At 50.8% G+C, this 16,189-nt stretch carries 14 protein-coding genes; 10 read left to right on the plus strand and 4 right to left on the minus strand.

Annotated elements, in window-relative coordinates; translation table 11 throughout:
* Positions 1-3: 3 nt before the first annotated feature.
* Entirely contained in the window at positions 4-966 is a 963-nt protein-coding gene (locus BGO59_RS11920; RefSeq protein WP_293683851.1) for a MoxR family ATPase, read from the plus strand.
* 63 nt (positions 967-1,029) lie between these two features.
* Here BGO59_RS11920 and BGO59_RS11925 read toward each other — a convergent pair whose 3' ends face one another.
* The 3 genes from BGO59_RS11925 to BGO59_RS11935 form a co-directional block, all read right to left on the minus strand.
* Complete coding sequence (locus tag BGO59_RS11925; RefSeq protein ID WP_293683852.1) at positions 1,030-1,215, minus strand: hypothetical protein; 186 nt, start codon at positions 1,213-1,215, stop codon at positions 1,030-1,032.
* Positions 1,216-1,297: 82 nt separating this feature from the next.
* Positions 1,298-2,287 carry an ABC transporter ATP-binding protein gene (locus BGO59_RS11930; protein ID WP_293683853.1) on the minus strand — a complete coding sequence of 330 codons (990 nt, stop codon included), beginning with the start codon at positions 2,285-2,287 and terminating at the stop codon, positions 1,298-1,300.
* A gap of 79 nt (positions 2,288-2,366) precedes the next feature.
* Entirely contained in the window at positions 2,367-3,989 is a 1,623-nt protein-coding gene (locus BGO59_RS11935; RefSeq protein ID WP_293683854.1) for an NADP-dependent glyceraldehyde-3-phosphate dehydrogenase, read from the minus strand.
* Positions 3,990-4,230: 241 nt separating this feature from the next.
* Between BGO59_RS11935 and BGO59_RS11940 the strand changes: the two genes are divergently transcribed.
* Positions 4,231-4,464, plus strand: coding sequence for a hypothetical protein (locus BGO59_RS11940; protein WP_293683855.1), 234 nt, complete (start codon positions 4,231-4,233; stop codon positions 4,462-4,464).
* Positions 4,465-4,503: 39 nt separating this feature from the next.
* Here the strand turns inward: BGO59_RS11940 and BGO59_RS11945 are convergent, their stop codons facing one another.
* Complete coding sequence (locus BGO59_RS11945; protein ID WP_293683856.1) at positions 4,504-4,911, minus strand: hypothetical protein; 408 nt, start codon at positions 4,909-4,911, stop codon at positions 4,504-4,506.
* Between the two features lie 459 nt (positions 4,912-5,370).
* On the opposite strand from BGO59_RS11945, the gene BGO59_RS11950 reads away from it, so the two are divergent.
* The 8 genes from BGO59_RS11950 (at position 5,371) to BGO59_RS11985 (ending at position 15,983) form a co-directional block, all read left to right on the plus strand.
* Positions 5,371-5,451 carry a potassium-transporting ATPase subunit F gene (locus tag BGO59_RS11950; protein WP_020599353.1) on the plus strand — a complete coding sequence of 27 codons (81 nt, stop codon included), beginning with the start codon at positions 5,371-5,373 and terminating at the stop codon, positions 5,449-5,451.
* Positions 5,452-5,464: 13 nt separating this feature from the next.
* On the plus strand, positions 5,465-7,180 hold the full coding sequence (gene kdpA, locus BGO59_RS11955) for a potassium-transporting ATPase subunit KdpA (RefSeq protein WP_293683857.1): 1,716 nt from the start codon (positions 5,465-5,467) through the stop codon (positions 7,178-7,180).
* Positions 7,181-7,261: 81 nt separating this feature from the next.
* Positions 7,262-9,352: a potassium-transporting ATPase subunit KdpB gene (gene kdpB / locus BGO59_RS11960; RefSeq protein WP_293683858.1), complete on the plus strand. Its 2,091-nt coding sequence runs from the start codon at positions 7,262-7,264 to the stop codon at positions 9,350-9,352.
* Between the two features lie 59 nt (positions 9,353-9,411).
* On the plus strand, positions 9,412-9,975 hold the full coding sequence (locus BGO59_RS11965; RefSeq protein WP_293683859.1) for a K(+)-transporting ATPase subunit C: 564 nt from the start codon (positions 9,412-9,414) through the stop codon (positions 9,973-9,975).
* A 28-nt stretch (positions 9,976-10,003) separates the two neighbouring features.
* Complete coding sequence (gene kdpA / locus BGO59_RS11970) at positions 10,004-11,731, plus strand: potassium-transporting ATPase subunit KdpA (protein ID WP_293683860.1); 1,728 nt, start codon at positions 10,004-10,006, stop codon at positions 11,729-11,731.
* A gap of 94 nt (positions 11,732-11,825) precedes the next feature.
* Positions 11,826-13,013 (plus strand): porin, encoded by a 1,188-nt coding sequence (locus BGO59_RS11975; protein WP_293683861.1) that lies wholly within the window; start codon positions 11,826-11,828, stop codon positions 13,011-13,013.
* 54 nt (positions 13,014-13,067) lie between these two features.
* Positions 13,068-14,198: a sensor protein KdpD gene (locus BGO59_RS11980; RefSeq protein WP_293683862.1), complete on the plus strand. Its 1,131-nt coding sequence runs from the start codon at positions 13,068-13,070 to the stop codon at positions 14,196-14,198.
* A gap of 3 nt (positions 14,199-14,201) precedes the next feature.
* The gene (locus BGO59_RS11985; protein WP_293683863.1) at positions 14,202-15,983 is read left to right on the plus strand and encodes an ATP-binding protein; all 1,782 of its coding nucleotides are present in this window, start codon (positions 14,202-14,204) and stop codon (positions 15,981-15,983) included.
* Positions 15,984-16,189: the final 206 nt, after the last annotated feature.

Consider the following 16,189-nt stretch of genomic DNA (forward strand, 5'->3'; position numbering starts at 1 on the left):
CCTGTGCCTTACTCATCGGACGTTGCGGCTGCCGAAGCCCTTACAAACTCGTATCAAAAGCTCAAAAGTGAAATTTCCAAAGTCGTCATTGGGCAGGATGAAACTGTCCGTCTGCTGTTAACGGCTATCTTCTGCCAGGGGCACTGTCTGCTGGTTGGAGTGCCGGGTCTGGCAAAAACACTGCTGATCCAGACCATCGCCAGTGCCCTCGATCTTGACTTTAACCGTATTCAGTTTACACCTGACCTCATGCCATCGGATATTCTGGGTTCGGAAACGCTTGATCAGGAACGTAACTTCAAATTCATCAAAGGGCCTGTCTTTGCCAATATCATTCTGGCCGATGAGATCAACCGGACTCCGCCTAAAACCCAATCGGCTCTGCTCGAAGCCATGCAGGAATACGCGGTGACTATTGCCGGGCAAAAATATAATCTGGGTCGCCCCTTCTTCGTACTGGCTACCCAGAACCCGATTGAACAGGAAGGAACCTATCCGCTCCCCGAAGCGCAGTTGGACCGGTTCATGTTTAATATTTATCTGGATTACCCATCGTATCAATCGGAGCTGGACATCGTAAAAAACACCACTTCCGATCAAAAGAACGAAGTAAAACGGGTCATTACCGGCGAAGAAATTCGGGAATTCCAACACCTTGTACGCCGAGTACCCGTTGTCGACAACGTCGTTGAATACGCGGTCAAGCTCGTGCACAAGACTCGTCCGAATACCGAAATGGCCTCTTCCGATGCGAACCAATACCTCGAATGGGGGGCAGGACCACGGGCATCGCAGGCACTGATTCTGGCCTCTAAATGCAATGCCCTGCTCAATGGCAAATACTCGCCCGATATTGAAGATGTGAAAGCCGTAGCCCTACCAATTCTTCGTCACCGGGTGGTTCGGAACTTCAAGGCTGAAGCCGAAGGAATCTCTGTCGAGCAATTGATCAAACGACTTTTATAACCAATAGAAGACATAAAAAAGAGAAAAGGATGGCTTGCAAGTCATCCTTTTCTCTTTTTTATGTTAGTCGTTCTCCGCGTCCTTTTTGTTCGTTTTTCCTAAATAGTCACTGTCTCCATCGCCCATACCCGTCGATTGATCATCGACACCCGTTGGTTCGACGCCTTCGGTTTTCTCGCCAACCAGAACGGTTTTCTTCCCGGTTTTTATATCCTGATCAATGTCCTGCAAATTATCCTGACGATTCATACTACATACGAGTTTGTTACAACCTTCGGCACTCTACTGGCCTGGTTTAACAACCGTACGCAATCAGAATAGTTATTGAAAATTAGCTTTTGAGCCGCCAGACCGCCTTGTCATCAAAGGAGATTTTTACCTGCTGATTGACGAGCAGATCATCGCGGGTCGTTAGCAAACGTAAGGACAGGTAGCGTGACACCTGCACATCCAGTTCGTAATGACTTCCCTTGAAAAAGATAACTCGTATCGTTCCGGGCGTTCCTTGTTCATCGAGTCGAACCTGTTCAGGACGCAGGCAAATCAACTCTTCTGACTGTTGCGGCTCTGTAAGGCCGAATACCGGCAAATACTTCGCTTTGAAGATATTGGCCAGACCCGTCATACGTGCCGCATAGGCTGTAGCGGGCTGATGGTACACGGTTTTAGGCGTCCCCGACTGAACCAGTTTTCCATCGCGCAAAATACCCAGCGTATCGGCCAAAGATAGCGCATCCGACGCATCGTGGGTGACAAACAGACAAGACGTCTGTTCATGATGTACCAGATCGAAAAGAAGATCCCGAACAATAAGCCGGTTGGGTAAATCGAGATGGCTAAAGGGTTCATCCAGCAACAGCACAGCAGGTTTATCGGCAATAGCGCGGGCAATGGCCGTACGCTGTTTTTCGCCACCCGACACCTGGCGCGGAATCCGGTCCTGTACGTCAGTTAGACGACACAGTTTTAGTAACTGATCTACGCGAAAATCGCGGTAGGCTTTTTCGAAAAAGCGCAGGGCGTAGGCGATGTTTTCCCGGACCGAGACATTAGGCATGAGCTGGTACTCCTGATGCACCAGCCGTATATCGTCGTGACCAGCGACCAGCTTCTCCGACGGCCCCACGACCCGTTGCCCATTCAACCAGACTTCCCCCGCATCGGCATCTGACAGGCCAGCCAAAAGATTAAGCAGGGTACTTTTGCCGGAACCACTAGCACCAACCAGTGCCATAATTCGACCGGGTTCCAGCGTCAGCGAAACCTGCCGGACGGCAGCGACCTCCGCGTATGTTTTCGTAAGTTTAGTGGCAGTGAGCAATTGTATATAGCCCGGATGGCCACATCCGGGTTAAAACTGATTTGACATCCCCGAACGTGGCCGCCCAGGCTATAGGACATCAAAAAATAAAGTTTGTACTTAAGAATTCTGATTTGTGTCCACGAACAATATCGTTCAGAATAGTCTTATTGGTTCCAGTATCTTTCGTAGCCACCGCCGACCGAATCGAAAACGACCGCAGCGCATCTTCAACAGAAAGCGTCCCTTCAGCCGAATCTTTCCGCCCTGTAAAGGGGAACGTATCGGGCCCGCGCTGACATTGAGCATTGATATTCACCCGGCTTACCAGATTCACTAACGGGTCGATCAGTTTGGCGATGGCGTCGGTATCGGTTCCAAAAATACTGGCCTGCATGCCATGATCGTCGGTGATCAGGTACTGGATAAATTCTTCTTCGTCCGTATAAGCCACAACAGGAATGACCGGGCCAAACTGTTCTTCGCGGTACAGCCGCATCCCCTCACGAACGGGGTACACTACAGCCGGTCGGAATAGCGATGCTTCCGTTTCGCCCCCCCCTTCATTGACGATAGACGCTCCACCAGCCTGAGCATCAGCGATGATGTCGGCCAGATACTGGGTCTTATTGGGTTCAGGTAATGGCGTGATCTGAGTGCCAGCTGTCCAGGGCATACCTGGTTTCAGTTTACTAACGGCAGGGCCAAATCGTTTCAGGAACTCTTCGACAATTGACTCGTGCGCCCAAATAATCTTAATAGCCGTACACCGTTGACCGTTAAAGGATAGCGTTCCGAGTAAACACTCACTCACGGCTACGTCCAGATCGGCGTCGGGTAGAATGATCGCTGCATTTTTAGCATCCAGACTCATGATGGACCGGAGCCGATTTAGTTTAGGGTGCTGACGTTGCAGTTCGTCGGCTACGCGGCTAGAGCCGATCAGGGTCAGCACATTCACTTTTCCGGACTGCATCACGGGAGGCACCACATTGGCACCACGCCCATACAACGAATTTACCACGCCTTTGGGAAAACTGGTACGAAATGCTTCGAGCAATGGATAATGCAGTAGTGAACCGTGCTTAGGCGTTTTGAACAGGATGGTGTTACCCATCAAAATAGCCGGGATCAGCGTTGTATACGTCTCGTTCAGTGGGTAATTGAAAGGCCCCATGGCCAGCACAACACCCAGAGGAGACCGACGGACCTGCCCAATAATACCCTCTTCAATACGAAACCGCGACGAGTTATGGTCCATATTTTTGAGCGTGTCGATGGTATCGTAAATATACTTTACTGTACGGTCAAACTCTTTGGTCGCGTCGGCCAGATTTTTGCCAATTTCCCACATAATCAGGTTCACGACCAGCTTCCGTTGTTCCAGCATTTTACCCACAAACGTTTCCATGCAGGCTATCCGGTCGGCCACTCCCATTTGTGGCCATTCGCCCCGGCCATTGTCATAAGCGGCAACGGCAGCGTCCAGAGCCTCCAGGGCTTCTTTTTCTCCCGTCACGGGAAAACTGCCAACCAGTTTTCGTTCTAAGGTCCCATCGGCAGCGGGAATGCAAATAGGCGAATATACCTCCGATACTGGGCCGTCCCACTGACGCATTTCACCATTGAGCAGGTATTCGCGCTGATGAATGGGTTCAATTCGATACTCGGCTGGAATTTGATCATCGGTCGGGAATAGTCCCGCCAGGTTTGAATCGTTCATGAGCAGAATCAACTTGGAAAAGAAACGGCGGTAAACGTCGGTATTTAGCGACCAAAATCCAACCCGGCCAAAAACAAAATGCCCCCGGAAATGCCGAAACAGGAAATCTTAATCGGGAATTAAGCCTGCGAAAACGTTAATCTTTATCGGGATTGCCTTTACTGAGCTCGTAGCGGCCTATTTTCCCCATTCTTTTCGTACAACTCACCTATAACATCCCTGGTCTAAGACAGGCTGAGCAATGGAAATCAATCACGACTTACTCCTCGCTCTGGGCTTTGTAAAACTGCCGAATCGAAAATCAGGATACACCTATAAGGGTGTAGCAGGCCGATTGCTGGCAGAAGACAATACCTTTTTCTTCTACGATTTCGCCCCAGCCATTCGCACGAAATCCGAACTACAATTCATGATGATGGCCATCGACTACCGACAGCGGCTGGAAGATGAGGCATTTGATCAATCGACACTGTAAGGGGAAAGCGAAAGAGGTACGAAGCGTTCTCTTCTGAATTTACATAGGCTGCACGCTTTTCAGGTTCAGCTTGTTGTCGAACACAAAAACTTTTTCGTTGATACGCAGGCTTCCCAGATGGTTTTTTGCCCGGTATTTCACCCGGACAATGATGTAAGCTTTTTGGGGATCGACCCGACCAAAGTCAGCCTCTTCCCGAATGATTTCCAGACTCGACGGATTGGGGGTAGTTGTTTTCAGGTATTCCTCCGCCGTCATTTTGGCATCCAGTAGCTCTTCGTGCCGAATCTGCCCTTCAATCAACAAGAAAGGCCCGGACTCAGCCATCTCGTAAAAATTCAGCGCAACAGACGTCCTCAGGTCTGGTTGATTAGTTATTACCCCTCCTAAAGCAGCAGGAACGAGCGCATATATACTAATAACGAGCGGTAAAAATTTCTTAAGCATAGCGAACTCTGTTTAAGCCGTACTGCCAATAGCCAGACGAGCTGGTTCCTGACTTCGTCAAATATATACAGTACGCGTTTATTTGCCCTTACCTGTACCGGCCAAGTTAGGCAAAGGTCTACGCCCCCGGCCTCTCTCGATCGTATGGTCGTTACCCGGCGACCCTTCCAAAATGGAAATACACCCTTCCAAAATGGAAAGCTTTCCAGTAGGCCCTCATCTGCAAGCACATCGACCAACAAATACAAGTTACTTCATTTCAGATAGTTAACATCAAATTCATAGCTACCTCTGAAGAACTGGCACAGGTTTGGACCATCTGGTAGCGAAACCAAACAGGTCTTTTATGGGAACGCTCCTGCTGCTGATTGTGACTGCCATTCTTTGCTTTATCATTTTCTACAAAGCTATCGACTGGTTCGAACGCATTTAAACTAAACACCGGCTCACCGGACTATCATGATTACGCTCGTCTTTATTGTTGCGCTTCTGGTTTTCGCTTACATGCTCTACGTCCTGATTAAACCAGAAAAATTCTAACTCAAACTACACAATGACTACCGAATGGATGGGGGTTATTGTCACCTACGGCATCACCGTGCTACTGGCAATACCTCTGGGCAAGTTTCTTGCCAACGTTTTTAAAGATGAACCGAATGCGTTCGACTTCATGAAGCCCCTGGAAAGGCTCATTTATCGCCTGGGTGGCATTGACCCCAGCCGGGAGATGAACTGGAAAGAAAATCTGGTGGCTTTACTGACGATCAATGCACTGTGGCTGATTTACGCTTTTGTGCTGCTACTAACTCAGGGAAGCTTGCCCCTGAATCCGGATGGCAACCCGTCGCAAACGCCCGATCTGGCATTTAACACGGCCATTAGTTTTCTTATCAACTGTAATCTGCAACATTACTCAGGCGAGTCGGGGGTAACGTATCTTACCCAGCTTGGCGTACTGATGTTTCTCCAGTTCGTTTCGGCAGCTACCGGCATAGCCGCTGCGGTGCTTCTGTTCCGCTCGTTTATGCCCAAACCCGTTGAGACCGTCGGGAATTTCTATGTACTCTTCGTCAAATCAATTACCCGCGTACTGCTGCCCTTCAGTTTGGTCATAGCCATGATTCTGGCTTTCAATGGTACACCAGCCAGTTTCGACGGAAAAGACACCCTCGTAACCATGCAGGGCGATACTGTTGGGGTGTCGCGGGGGCCCGCTGCCGGATTTATTGCCATCAAGCACCTGGGCACCAATGGTGGGGGCTGGTTTGGTGCCAACTCAGCCCACCCGCTTGAAAACCCCAATTATCTGACCAACATGGTCGAGATGATCGCTCAGGTTGTCATACCCATTGCCATGATTTTTGCGCTGGGATTCTTCATCAACCGGAAACGGTTCGCCTGGGTCATTTATGCCGTTATGACGGTGGGGCTGTTGATGCTATTGGTTCCTACCATACTGACAGAGCTGGGTGGGAATCCGGCTATTGCCCACCTGGGAATCGGTCAGCCCACAGGTGCCATGGAAGGGAAAGAGGTACGATTTGGCCCCCTGGCCTCGGCTTACTGGAGCATCGTTACCACCGTTATTTCAACAGGCTCCGTCAATTCCATGCACGACAGTTCCATGGCCATGTCGGGCACTATGGAGCTACTGGGGATGATGGTCAATGCCTTCTACGGAGGTGTGGGGGCCGGGTTGCTCAACTTCTACTACTTCCTGATTATCGCCGTATTCATTTCAGGACTCATGGTGGGACGAACCCCCGAACTTTTCGGCCGAAAAGTTGAAGCCCGCGAAATCAAGATTGCGTCGATCGTTGCCCTGCTGAGTGCCTTTCTGGTAAAGGGCGGAACGGCACTGGCCGCCTGGTTCTTCATCCACTATGGGGATGCGTCCTGGGCCGTTAAACCTTCAGCCTGGCTCAACAACCCCGGTTTTCACGGATTTACCGAGATGCTGTACGAGATGACTTCATCCAATGCCAACAACGGATCGGGTTTTGAGGGCCTGGGCGACAATAACTTTTTCTGGAACTATGCTACAGGTATCGTTCTGATCATGGGGCGCTACATTCCGATCATTGGTCCCGTTGCCATTGCCGGACTGCTGGCTCGTAAGAAATACGTCCCTGAGTCGGCCGGTACCTTACCCGTCGATACCCCTACGTTTGGCTTGATGATTTTTGCGGTCATCTTCATCATCACAGCGCTTTCGTTTTTTCCGGCCCTGACACTCGGGCCACTCGCTGAATATTTTTCGCTTAAATAACAGGAACGTCGTCACCCCTTCGGCTATCCTATGTAATGCCGAAGGGTGACCAACCCACCGCGTAAGCGGCCTATTACCACTATGGCAAAGCAACTTTCTTCCCCGAACCGCACACGGCCCGGCCTGTTCCAGAAAGAACTGATCGGGACGGCCATCCGGGAATCATTTATCAAACTGAATCCCGCTATTTTAGTCAAAAACCCGGTGATGTTTACCGTTGAAGTCGGTACTCTCATCATGGTTCTGGTCACTGTTTACATTGGTGTCACAGGCGATACTACCCAGGGCTCACTGGCGTACAACCTAAGCATTACATTTATCCTGCTGGTGACAGTTCTATTCGCCAATTTCGCCGAAGCCATTGCCGAAGCACGGGGCAAAGCGCAGGCCGAATCGCTCCGAAAAACCCGTCAGGAAACCCCAGCCAAAGTGATCCGTCCGGTTGGCGAATACAAACTCGACGAAGTACAAACCATTTCATCTGCACAACTAAAAAAGGGGGATATATTCCTCTGTGAAGCCGGTGATATTATTCCTTCAGACGGCGAAATCGTGGAAGGGCTGGCCACCATCGATGAGTCGGCCATTACGGGCGAATCGGCACCTGTGATTCGTGAAGCCGGTGGCGACAAATCGTCCGTAACGGGCGGTACGAAAGTACTGTCGGATCGTATCAAAGTAATGGTGACGACCCAACCCGGCGAATCGTTTCTGGACAAGATGATTGCGCTGGTTGAAGGCGCTACCCGTCAGAAAACCCCGAACGAAATCGCCCTGACGATTTTACTGGCTGGTTTCACCCTGATCTTTATCATCGTCTGCGTAGCCCTGAAACCCTTTGCCGACTATGCCAACACGCCCATCACGATTGCAGCCCTCATTTCGCTCTTCGTCTGTCTGATTCCAACCACCATCGGTGGATTACTATCGGCCATCGGTATTGCCGGGATGGACCGGGCTCTCCAGGCCAATGTCATCGCGAAATCGGGACGGGCAGTCGAAACGGCTGGGGATGTCGATACACTGCTGCTCGACAAAACAGGAACGATCACGATTGGCAACCGGAAAGCAACTAATTTTTACCCGGCTCCCGGCGTTAGCCAGACCGACATGGTACGAGCATCAGCCTTAAGCTCACTGGCCGACGAAACGCCCGAGGGCAAATCGATCGTTGAACTGGCCCGCAATGGCGAAACGGATGTCACCCGCAACCTGAGTACCACGGGGGCAACCCTCATCAAGTTTACGGCCGAAACACGCTCGTCGGGCATTGACGTACCCCTTCCGGGCGGAGAGTCGCTTCGGATACGCAAAGGTGCTATGGACTCCATCCGGGCCATCGTACAGCGGGCTGGCAATGTCTTTCCGTCAGAAATAGAAACGAAAGCCAATGAAATAGCTGCCAATGGGGGCACACCGCTGGTTGTTATCGAGAATGAAGCCGTCAAGGGAGTCATCGAGCTACAGGACATCATCAAACCAGGCATATCTGAACGATTCGACCGCCTTCGGAAAATGGGCGTGAAAACGGTGATGGTAACCGGCGACAACCCCCTGACAGCCAAATTCATTGCTGGCAAAGCAGGCGTTGATGATTTCATTGCCGAAGCCAAACCCGAAGATAAAATGAACTACATCCGTCGCGAACAGACGGGCGGTAAACTGGTAGCCATGATGGGCGATGGAACCAACGATGCTCCGGCGCTTGCCCAGGCCGATGTAGGTGTAGCCATGAACTCGGGAACGCAGGCCGCTAAAGAAGCGGGCAACATGGTCGATCTGGACAACGACCCAACCAAACTTATCGAGGTGGTTGAAATTGGGAAACAGTTGCTCATCACGCGCGGTACGCTGACAACGTTCAGCATTGCCAACGACGTAGCCAAATACTTTGCCATTGTTCCTGCGCTGTTTACGCTGTCGATCCCAGCACTACAGGCACTGAACATTATGGGGTTACATTCGCCCGAATCGGCCATCTTATCGGCGGTCATTTTCAATGCGATCATCATTCCCCTACTTATTCCACTGGCCCTGCGGGGTGTTGAATACAAGCCGATCGGTGCTTCGGCACTCCTGCGCCGGAACCTGTTCATCTACGGGCTCGGCGGTATTGTCGCCCCTTTTGTCGGAATCAAACTGATTGATCTGGCTGTAGGGCTGTTTATTTAATCACCATCCATCGGAGTACGCGCTTTCGTACTCCGACTATTTAAACTTGAACAAATACCATGAAATCTCATATTGGTCCAGCCATCCGACTCACGGTGGTCATGCTGGTTTTATTAGCGGTTATTTATCCGTTGGTCGTCGCAGGCATTGCTAAATTAGCCCCTGGTGGTGGTAAAGGCGAAACGGTTACCGTGAATGGTAAGGTAGTCGGCTATAAGCTGATCGGGCAGAAATTCACTGAAGATCGTTATTTCAACAGTCGCCCCTCGGCGGTAGAGTACAATGCTGCTGGTTCGGCAGGCTCAAACAAAGGCCCATCGAACCCCGACTACCTGAAATCCGTTCAGGCCCGCATCGATACGTTTCTGGTACACAATCCTGGTGTACAAAAAGACGCCATTCCGGCTGAGCTGGTAACGGCTTCCGGTTCAGGGCTTGACCCAGATTTATCGCCAGCAGGGGCTAAAATTCAGATCGCCCGTATTGCCCGCGTGCGGAGTCTTTCGGCCGAACGACTGAATCAGTTGGTCGATGATCATACCGAAGGCCCTTTGCTGGGTTTATTTGGCCCTGCCAAAGTGAATGTGTTGGCCCTGAACGTAGCTCTTGACCAGTTAAAGTAATCCAGACCGGCTTGTTCCGGGGAACCGGATGAGCCGGTTCTTCCGACGAACGAGTATGTATTATCAACTGTTGGGGCTGACCCTGCTGTTCGTATTTGCCGCTGGTCTGGCCGTTCTGATGGGTCGGTACATGAGTCGGGTCTTTAGAGGCCAGCCTACGGCGCTCGATGTGTTGACCCCTGTTGAGCGGTGTATCTATCGGGCTGGGGGCATCGATCCGTATCAGTCGATGACCTGGCAGCAATATGCCCTCTCGCTTTTAACGATCAACAGCATCTGGCTTGCTTATGCGCTCCTGGCCTTACGAACGCAGGCTTCGATACCTTTCTGGAACCAGGGGGGTATACCCTCCATGGACTGGTCACTGGCCATCAATACGGCCATTAGCTTTCTGACAAGCACAAATCTTCAGCACTACTCCGGTGAAAGCGGTGCCACCTACTTCACCCAGATGGCCGTACTGACTTTTTTGCAGTTTGTCTCGGCAGCCACCAGTTTAGCCGTCGGGGTAGCAGTCGTCCGTTCGTTACAGGCCAAAACGAGTTCAAACGTAGGCAACTTCTACCAGGATTTTGTGCTATCGATTACGCGGGTATTTCTGCCCCTGTCGGTTCTGGGTGCGGTATGGCTACTGCTACGTGGGGTTCCCATGACATTTCAGCCCTACACCCTCATTCATACGCTGGAGGGCGTTGAGCAGACGGTAGCCACAGGCCCCGTAGCTGCCATGATTCCCATCAAACACCTGGGTTCGAACGGTGGCGGCTTTTTTGGAACCAACACGGCCCATCCGTTCGAAAACCCGGACATGGTGAGTTATGGCATAAACCTGATCAATGTGCTGCTCCTGCCCATCGCTTTTGTGGTCTTCGTCGGCTACTTCCTGCATCGAAAAAAGCTGGCCTGGCTGCTGTTTACCATTATGACGGGTTGCTGGCTGGCGCTTACGCTACCCATCATTCAACAGGAACTGACGGGCAACACCGCCGTTTCGTTGCTGGGGGTCGATCAGTCGATGGGGAATCTGGAAGGCAAGGAAATGCGATTTGGCACCCTGGGGTCAGCTTTCTGGTGCGGTGTGAATGTAGTAATACCGGCCGGAACGCTCACATCCATGCATGACAGCTACACTCCTCTGGCCAGTCTGTTCATGCTGCTGGGTATGCAGGTCGATGCCTTTTACGGTGGTGTTGGAACGGGTTTTCTGTACATGTTTCTCTACCTCATCATCGCTATTTTTATTGGCAGCCTGATGATTGGGCGAACCCCCGAACTACTGGGCAAAAAAGTAGGTATTCCCGAAATCCAGGTAGCCGCTCTGATTATGGTCATTATGCCCCTCCTGTATCTGGGTGCCACCGCCATAGCAGTCGCCATTCAACAGGCGAATCCCGATATAGGCTGGTTAAGCAATCCTGGCTTTCACGGATTCACGACCATTCTGTACGAATATGTGTCGTCGGTGGCCGGGAATGGTTCTGGCTTTGAAGGGCTGGCCGATAACACTCCGTTCTGGAATTTAACCACCAGCTTTGTTATGTTCATGGGGCGATTTATTCCCCTGATCGGCCCACTGGCCATCGCAGGCAGTTTATACAGAAAGCAGTATACACCCCCATCAGCCGGTGTGCTGCCCACTGAATCCGTTACATTTGGCATCCTGGTAACGGCCGTTGTGCTGATCATCGGCGCGCTCTGTACCTTTCCTGCTCTGGCGCTCGGGCCCATTGCAGAGTATGTATCCCAGGCTAAATAGCCCAGGAATAACACGTTTCCCGGCAGCCCGCTTTTTCCGCTGTCATTTTTAAAAGTACAACAACCACAGACCGACTCATCGGTCAAACACAGTCATGAACCTAGTTTTAAGTACCATTTTCGCAGTATCGGTCGTATCCAGTTCGTCCTTTGGTCAAACCACCGACACGACTCAACACGCTATTCAACCAGGAACTTCATCAACCGACTCCACCAAAAGCCCATCAGCACCCGACCTGTCCGTCCATTCTTCCGGCTCTGGACTGACGTTAACGGGCTATGTAGAAGCGTATTACACCCACGACTTTACTGCCCCCAAAACGACCCAGGAACGACCCGGTTTTCTGTACAATCACAAACGAAACCGGGAGGTGAACATCAATCTGGCGTATTTGAAAGGAGCCTATTCAACTGATCGGCTCCGGGCAAACCTTGCCCTTCAGGTTGGCACATATGCTCAGTACAACTACGCAGCCGAACAGGGTCTGCTGAAAAATATCCTGGAGGCCAACGCTGGGGTCAAGCTCAGTAAATCCCGCGACCTGTGGCTGGATGCGGGTATTTTCACCTCGCACATTGGCTTTGAAAGTGCTATTTCGAAGGACTGCTGGACGCTTACCCGTAGCCTGCTAGCCGAAAATTCGCCTTACTATCTGTCGGGAGCCAAGCTCACCTACACGACACCCAACGGCAAATGGGTACTTCTTGGATCGGTCCTGAATGGCTGGCAGCGGATTGCCAAATTACCTGGCTATAGTGGTCCATCGTTTAGCACCCAGGTCCAGTTTAAACCATCGGATAAGGTAACCCTGAACTGGAGCACCTTTATTGGCTCCGATCGGCCCGACTCCCTGAAACAGGGGCGATTCTTCAATAACTTCTATGCCATTATCAACCCAGCCGGTAAAGTGGGCGTAATTCTGGGCTTCGATATCGGTGCCGACCGCAAACCCATCGGCCCCGGCGACCGTCGGATTGGTACAGGCAGCTATGTCTGGTATTCCCCGGTTGTTATTGCTCGTGTAGCTACCAGTGCCAAAAGCTACCTGGCTGGCCGTATCGAATACTATGCTGACCAGAATGGGGTCATTATCAGCACCGGAACTCCCAACGGATTTCAAACCATAGGGTATTCTCTGAATTATGATTATGCCATTATGCCCAACGCGCTGGTTCGTATCGAAGGCAAGATGTACGACAGTAAGGATGCGATCTTCGAGACGGCTACCGGATTCAGTAAAACAAATTCCTCACTAACAACCAGTCTGGCCATCAGTTTCTAATCCCGCCCCTAGTCGGGTAACAGCTGTTACCCGACCAGACCAGCCCCAAAGCCTATGCAACCCAACGAACGCGATCAATCGGCCGAGCAGTTTCTTCGACTTATCCAGGAGTCGCGCCGGGGTAAGTTCAAGATTTATATTGGCATGAGTGCCGGTGTAGGCAAAAGCTATCGTATGCTTCAGGAAGCGCACACCTTATTACGCAATGGGATTGATGTAAAAATTGGCTTTATCGAAACCCACAATCGGGCCGAAACCCATGCGTTGATTGATGGCCTCCCCATCATTCCGCGCCGGAAGCTATTCTATAAAGGGCGCGAACTGGAAGAGATGGATGTTCAGGCGATTATCAACAATCATCCCGAGCTGGCGATTGTCGATGAATTGGCCCATACGAATATTCCAGGCTCCAAGAACGAAAAACGCTGGCAAGACGTACTCGAGATTCTGGATGCGGGTATCAACGTGATCAGTGCCGTGAATATTCAGCACATTGAAAGCTTATACGACGAAGTTCACGAGATCACTCATGTTGACGTAACCGAACGGGTTCCCGACCGGGTACTGCACCTGGCCGATGAAGTCGTCAACATCGACCTGACTGCCGATGAACTAATTACCCGACTGAAAGAAGGAAAAATCTATGACAAGGCCAAAGTTCAGACTGCGCTGACGAACTTCTTTCAACCAGAGAAAATCCTGCAACTTCGCGAACTAGCCCTCCGCGAAGTCGCTACAGCTGTTGAACGGAAAATCGAAACATCCCTTCCGGCTAATATTCAGGCAAAGCCCGAGCGTTTTTTAGCCAGCATCAGTTCCAATGCGGATGTGGCCCGGAAGGTGATCCGAAAAACGGCCCGGCTGGCCGCCTATTACAACTCACGCTGGTACGTGCTGTACGTACAGACACCTGCCGAATCGCCCGATCGGATTCGGCTCGATACGCAGCGACACCTCATCAACAACTTCAAACTAGCCACCGAACTGGGTGCTGAGGTCATTCAGGCGAAGGGCGATAATGTTGTCAACTGCATCATGGAAGAGGTTCAGAAACGTAAGGTAACAACAGTCTGTATTGGTAAACCCCATTTTAATCTACTCCAGATTATTTTACGCACATTTGCTTTTAATCAGCTCTTAAACCGGCTTTCCGAATCAGACACGGACCTGGTTATTCTTTCGTAACGTATGACGCTCAGGGCCAAAATATCATTATCGCTAATCTTTCTGGTTAGCATTATCCTGCTACTGGGAGGATTGGGTGCTTTTTATCTGAATCGACTGTCGGAAGATTCACAGGCAATTTTGAAAGACAATTACATCTCGCTGGAGTTTGTCGGGAATATGCAGAAAGCCCTGACAGACCTCAGCGATCCCGATGCGCTGACGGATTTCGAAACCAACCTGAAAAAGCAGGAACGAAACGTAACAGAAGCCGGTGAACAACAGCCAACGGCGGCCGTACGACGCGAGTTTACCCGGTTAAAGTCAGGGGCAACCGATGAGGCCACCCTGAACCGAATCCGTCAACACTTACTGGCTATTGATGACGTCAATCGGCAGGCAATCGTACGTAAAAGTAAAACCGCCGATCAAACCGCCAACGATGCGCTGGTGCTGCTGGGCTCGGTAGGTACGCTGTGCTTCCTGGTCATTTTTTCGTTTGTCATAAATATCCCCAGCTACATAGCCAATCCGCTCCGGGAGTTAACACGTGGTATCAAACAGATTGCCAGTCGAAATTTTGAGGAACGCTTGCATTTTAAATCCAGTGATGAGTTTGGTGAACTGGCTCGCTCATTCAATTCAATGGCGCAGAAGCTCGATGAGTATGAGCATTCCAATCTGGCCAGGGTATTGTTTGAAAAAAAACGCATCGATACCCTGGTGGAACTGATGCCGGATGGCATCATTGGACTGGATCAGAAACGGCGGATTCTGTTCGTCAATCCCGTTGCCGAACGGTTGCTGGGCGTGGAGCGGTATCAGCTGATTGGCCAGTATGCCCCCGATGTAGCCACCACCAACGACTTGTTGCGAACGCTCATACAAGATCTTATGACGGATCAAACCGCAACCGATGATTCAGTTCCCACGCCTATTCCACTACCCGAAAGCGCCAATACGATCTTAAAAATTTATGATACCGGCTCAACCGGAAAAGGGAAGGAAAGTTATTTTACAAAACAGACCCATAAAGTAGTTGTAACCCCAACCGGCGAATCGCGCCCGATCCAGGCCGGCTATGTCATTGTCCTTCAGAATGTTACATCATATAAAGAGCTGGACCTGGCTAAAACTAACTTTATCGCCACAATTTCGCACGAACTGAAAACACCGATTTCAGCGATCAAAATGAGCCTGAAACTCCTGCGCGATAAACGCCTGGGCGATCTCAATAGCGAACAGCAGGAAATGGTCACCCATGTCGAAGAAAACGCGGATCGTTTACTTCGTCTGACGGGTGAAATTCTGAATATGGCTCAGGTGGAGTCAGGCCAGATCGAACTTCACATGCAGCCGGTTAAGCCGTTGGAAATGGTTCAGACAGCGATGGCAGCCCTCCGAACGCAGGCCGATCAAAAACAGATTCAGTTTTCGCTGTCGGCATCAGAGTATTTACCACTCGTCAAAGCAGATTTGGATAAAGCCTCGTGGGTCCTGATTAATTTTCTGTCGAATGCCATCCGATACAGTCCTGAACAAGCAACAATCGACATTGGAGTTAATCAACTGGACAACGAAGTGGAGTTCATGGTTCGGGATTATGGCCCAGGCTTACGGCCCGAACACCGCGATCGGGTGTTTGATCGGTATTTTAAAGCGCCCGGCCTCAACGGTCAAGTCAGCGGTACAGGGCTAGGTCTGGCCATTTCCAGAGAATTCATTCAATCGATGGGTGGTCAGATTGGTATCCATACCGATGTTGAACCAGGGGCCGCTTTTTTCTTTCGGCTCAACGCTTCGTAATCTATTCGGTACACAGAACCACAGGCCGAGGCCCGGCCCATTCCCACTCAGCCACGCTGTATATTTATCAGCCACCCAGAAAGGCTGGCCGGTTCTTCGGCATATGCCTGATAAAACCATGGCCCCATTGTATTAAGGGAAACCAACTAGTCTCACATGAATGAAAAAAAGCAGACCAAAATACTTAGTCTGCTTTTATTGATGTT

It is taken from the genome of Spirosoma sp. 48-14, assembly GCF_001898575.1.
In the GTDB taxonomy this organism is placed as follows: domain Bacteria; phylum Bacteroidota; class Bacteroidia; order Cytophagales; family Spirosomataceae; genus Spirosoma.

Bases quoted from the DNA above. Each gene is read 5' to 3' on its own strand.
- kdpA (WP_293683857.1), top strand. From the start codon at position 5,465: ATGACTACCGAATGGATGGGGGTTATTGTCACCTACGGCATCACCGTG.
- BGO59_RS11945 (WP_293683856.1), bottom strand. From the start codon at position 4,911: ATGCTTAAGAAATTTTTACCGCTCGTTATTAGTATATATGCGCTCGTT.
- BGO59_RS11950 (WP_020599353.1), top strand. From the start codon at position 5,371: ATGATTACGCTCGTCTTTATTGTTGCGCTTCTGGTTTTCGCTTACATG.
- BGO59_RS11940 (WP_293683855.1), top strand. From the start codon at position 4,231: ATGGAAATCAATCACGACTTACTCCTCGCTCTGGGCTTTGTAAAACTG.
- BGO59_RS11935 (WP_293683854.1), bottom strand. From the start codon at position 3,989: ATGAACGATTCAAACCTGGCGGGACTATTCCCGACCGATGATCAAATT.
- kdpB (WP_293683858.1), top strand. From the start codon at position 7,262: ATGGCAAAGCAACTTTCTTCCCCGAACCGCACACGGCCCGGCCTGTTC.
- BGO59_RS11925 (WP_293683852.1), bottom strand. From the start codon at position 1,215: ATGAATCGTCAGGATAATTTGCAGGACATTGATCAGGATATAAAAACC.
- BGO59_RS11980 (WP_293683862.1), top strand. From the start codon at position 13,068: ATGCAACCCAACGAACGCGATCAATCGGCCGAGCAGTTTCTTCGACTT.
- BGO59_RS11965 (WP_293683859.1), top strand. From the start codon at position 9,412: ATGAAATCTCATATTGGTCCAGCCATCCGACTCACGGTGGTCATGCTG.
- BGO59_RS11985 (WP_293683863.1), top strand. From the start codon at position 14,202: ATGACGCTCAGGGCCAAAATATCATTATCGCTAATCTTTCTGGTTAGC.
- kdpA (WP_293683860.1), top strand. From the start codon at position 10,004: ATGAGCCGGTTCTTCCGACGAACGAGTATGTATTATCAACTGTTGGGG.
- BGO59_RS11975 (WP_293683861.1), top strand. From the start codon at position 11,826: ATGAACCTAGTTTTAAGTACCATTTTCGCAGTATCGGTCGTATCCAGT.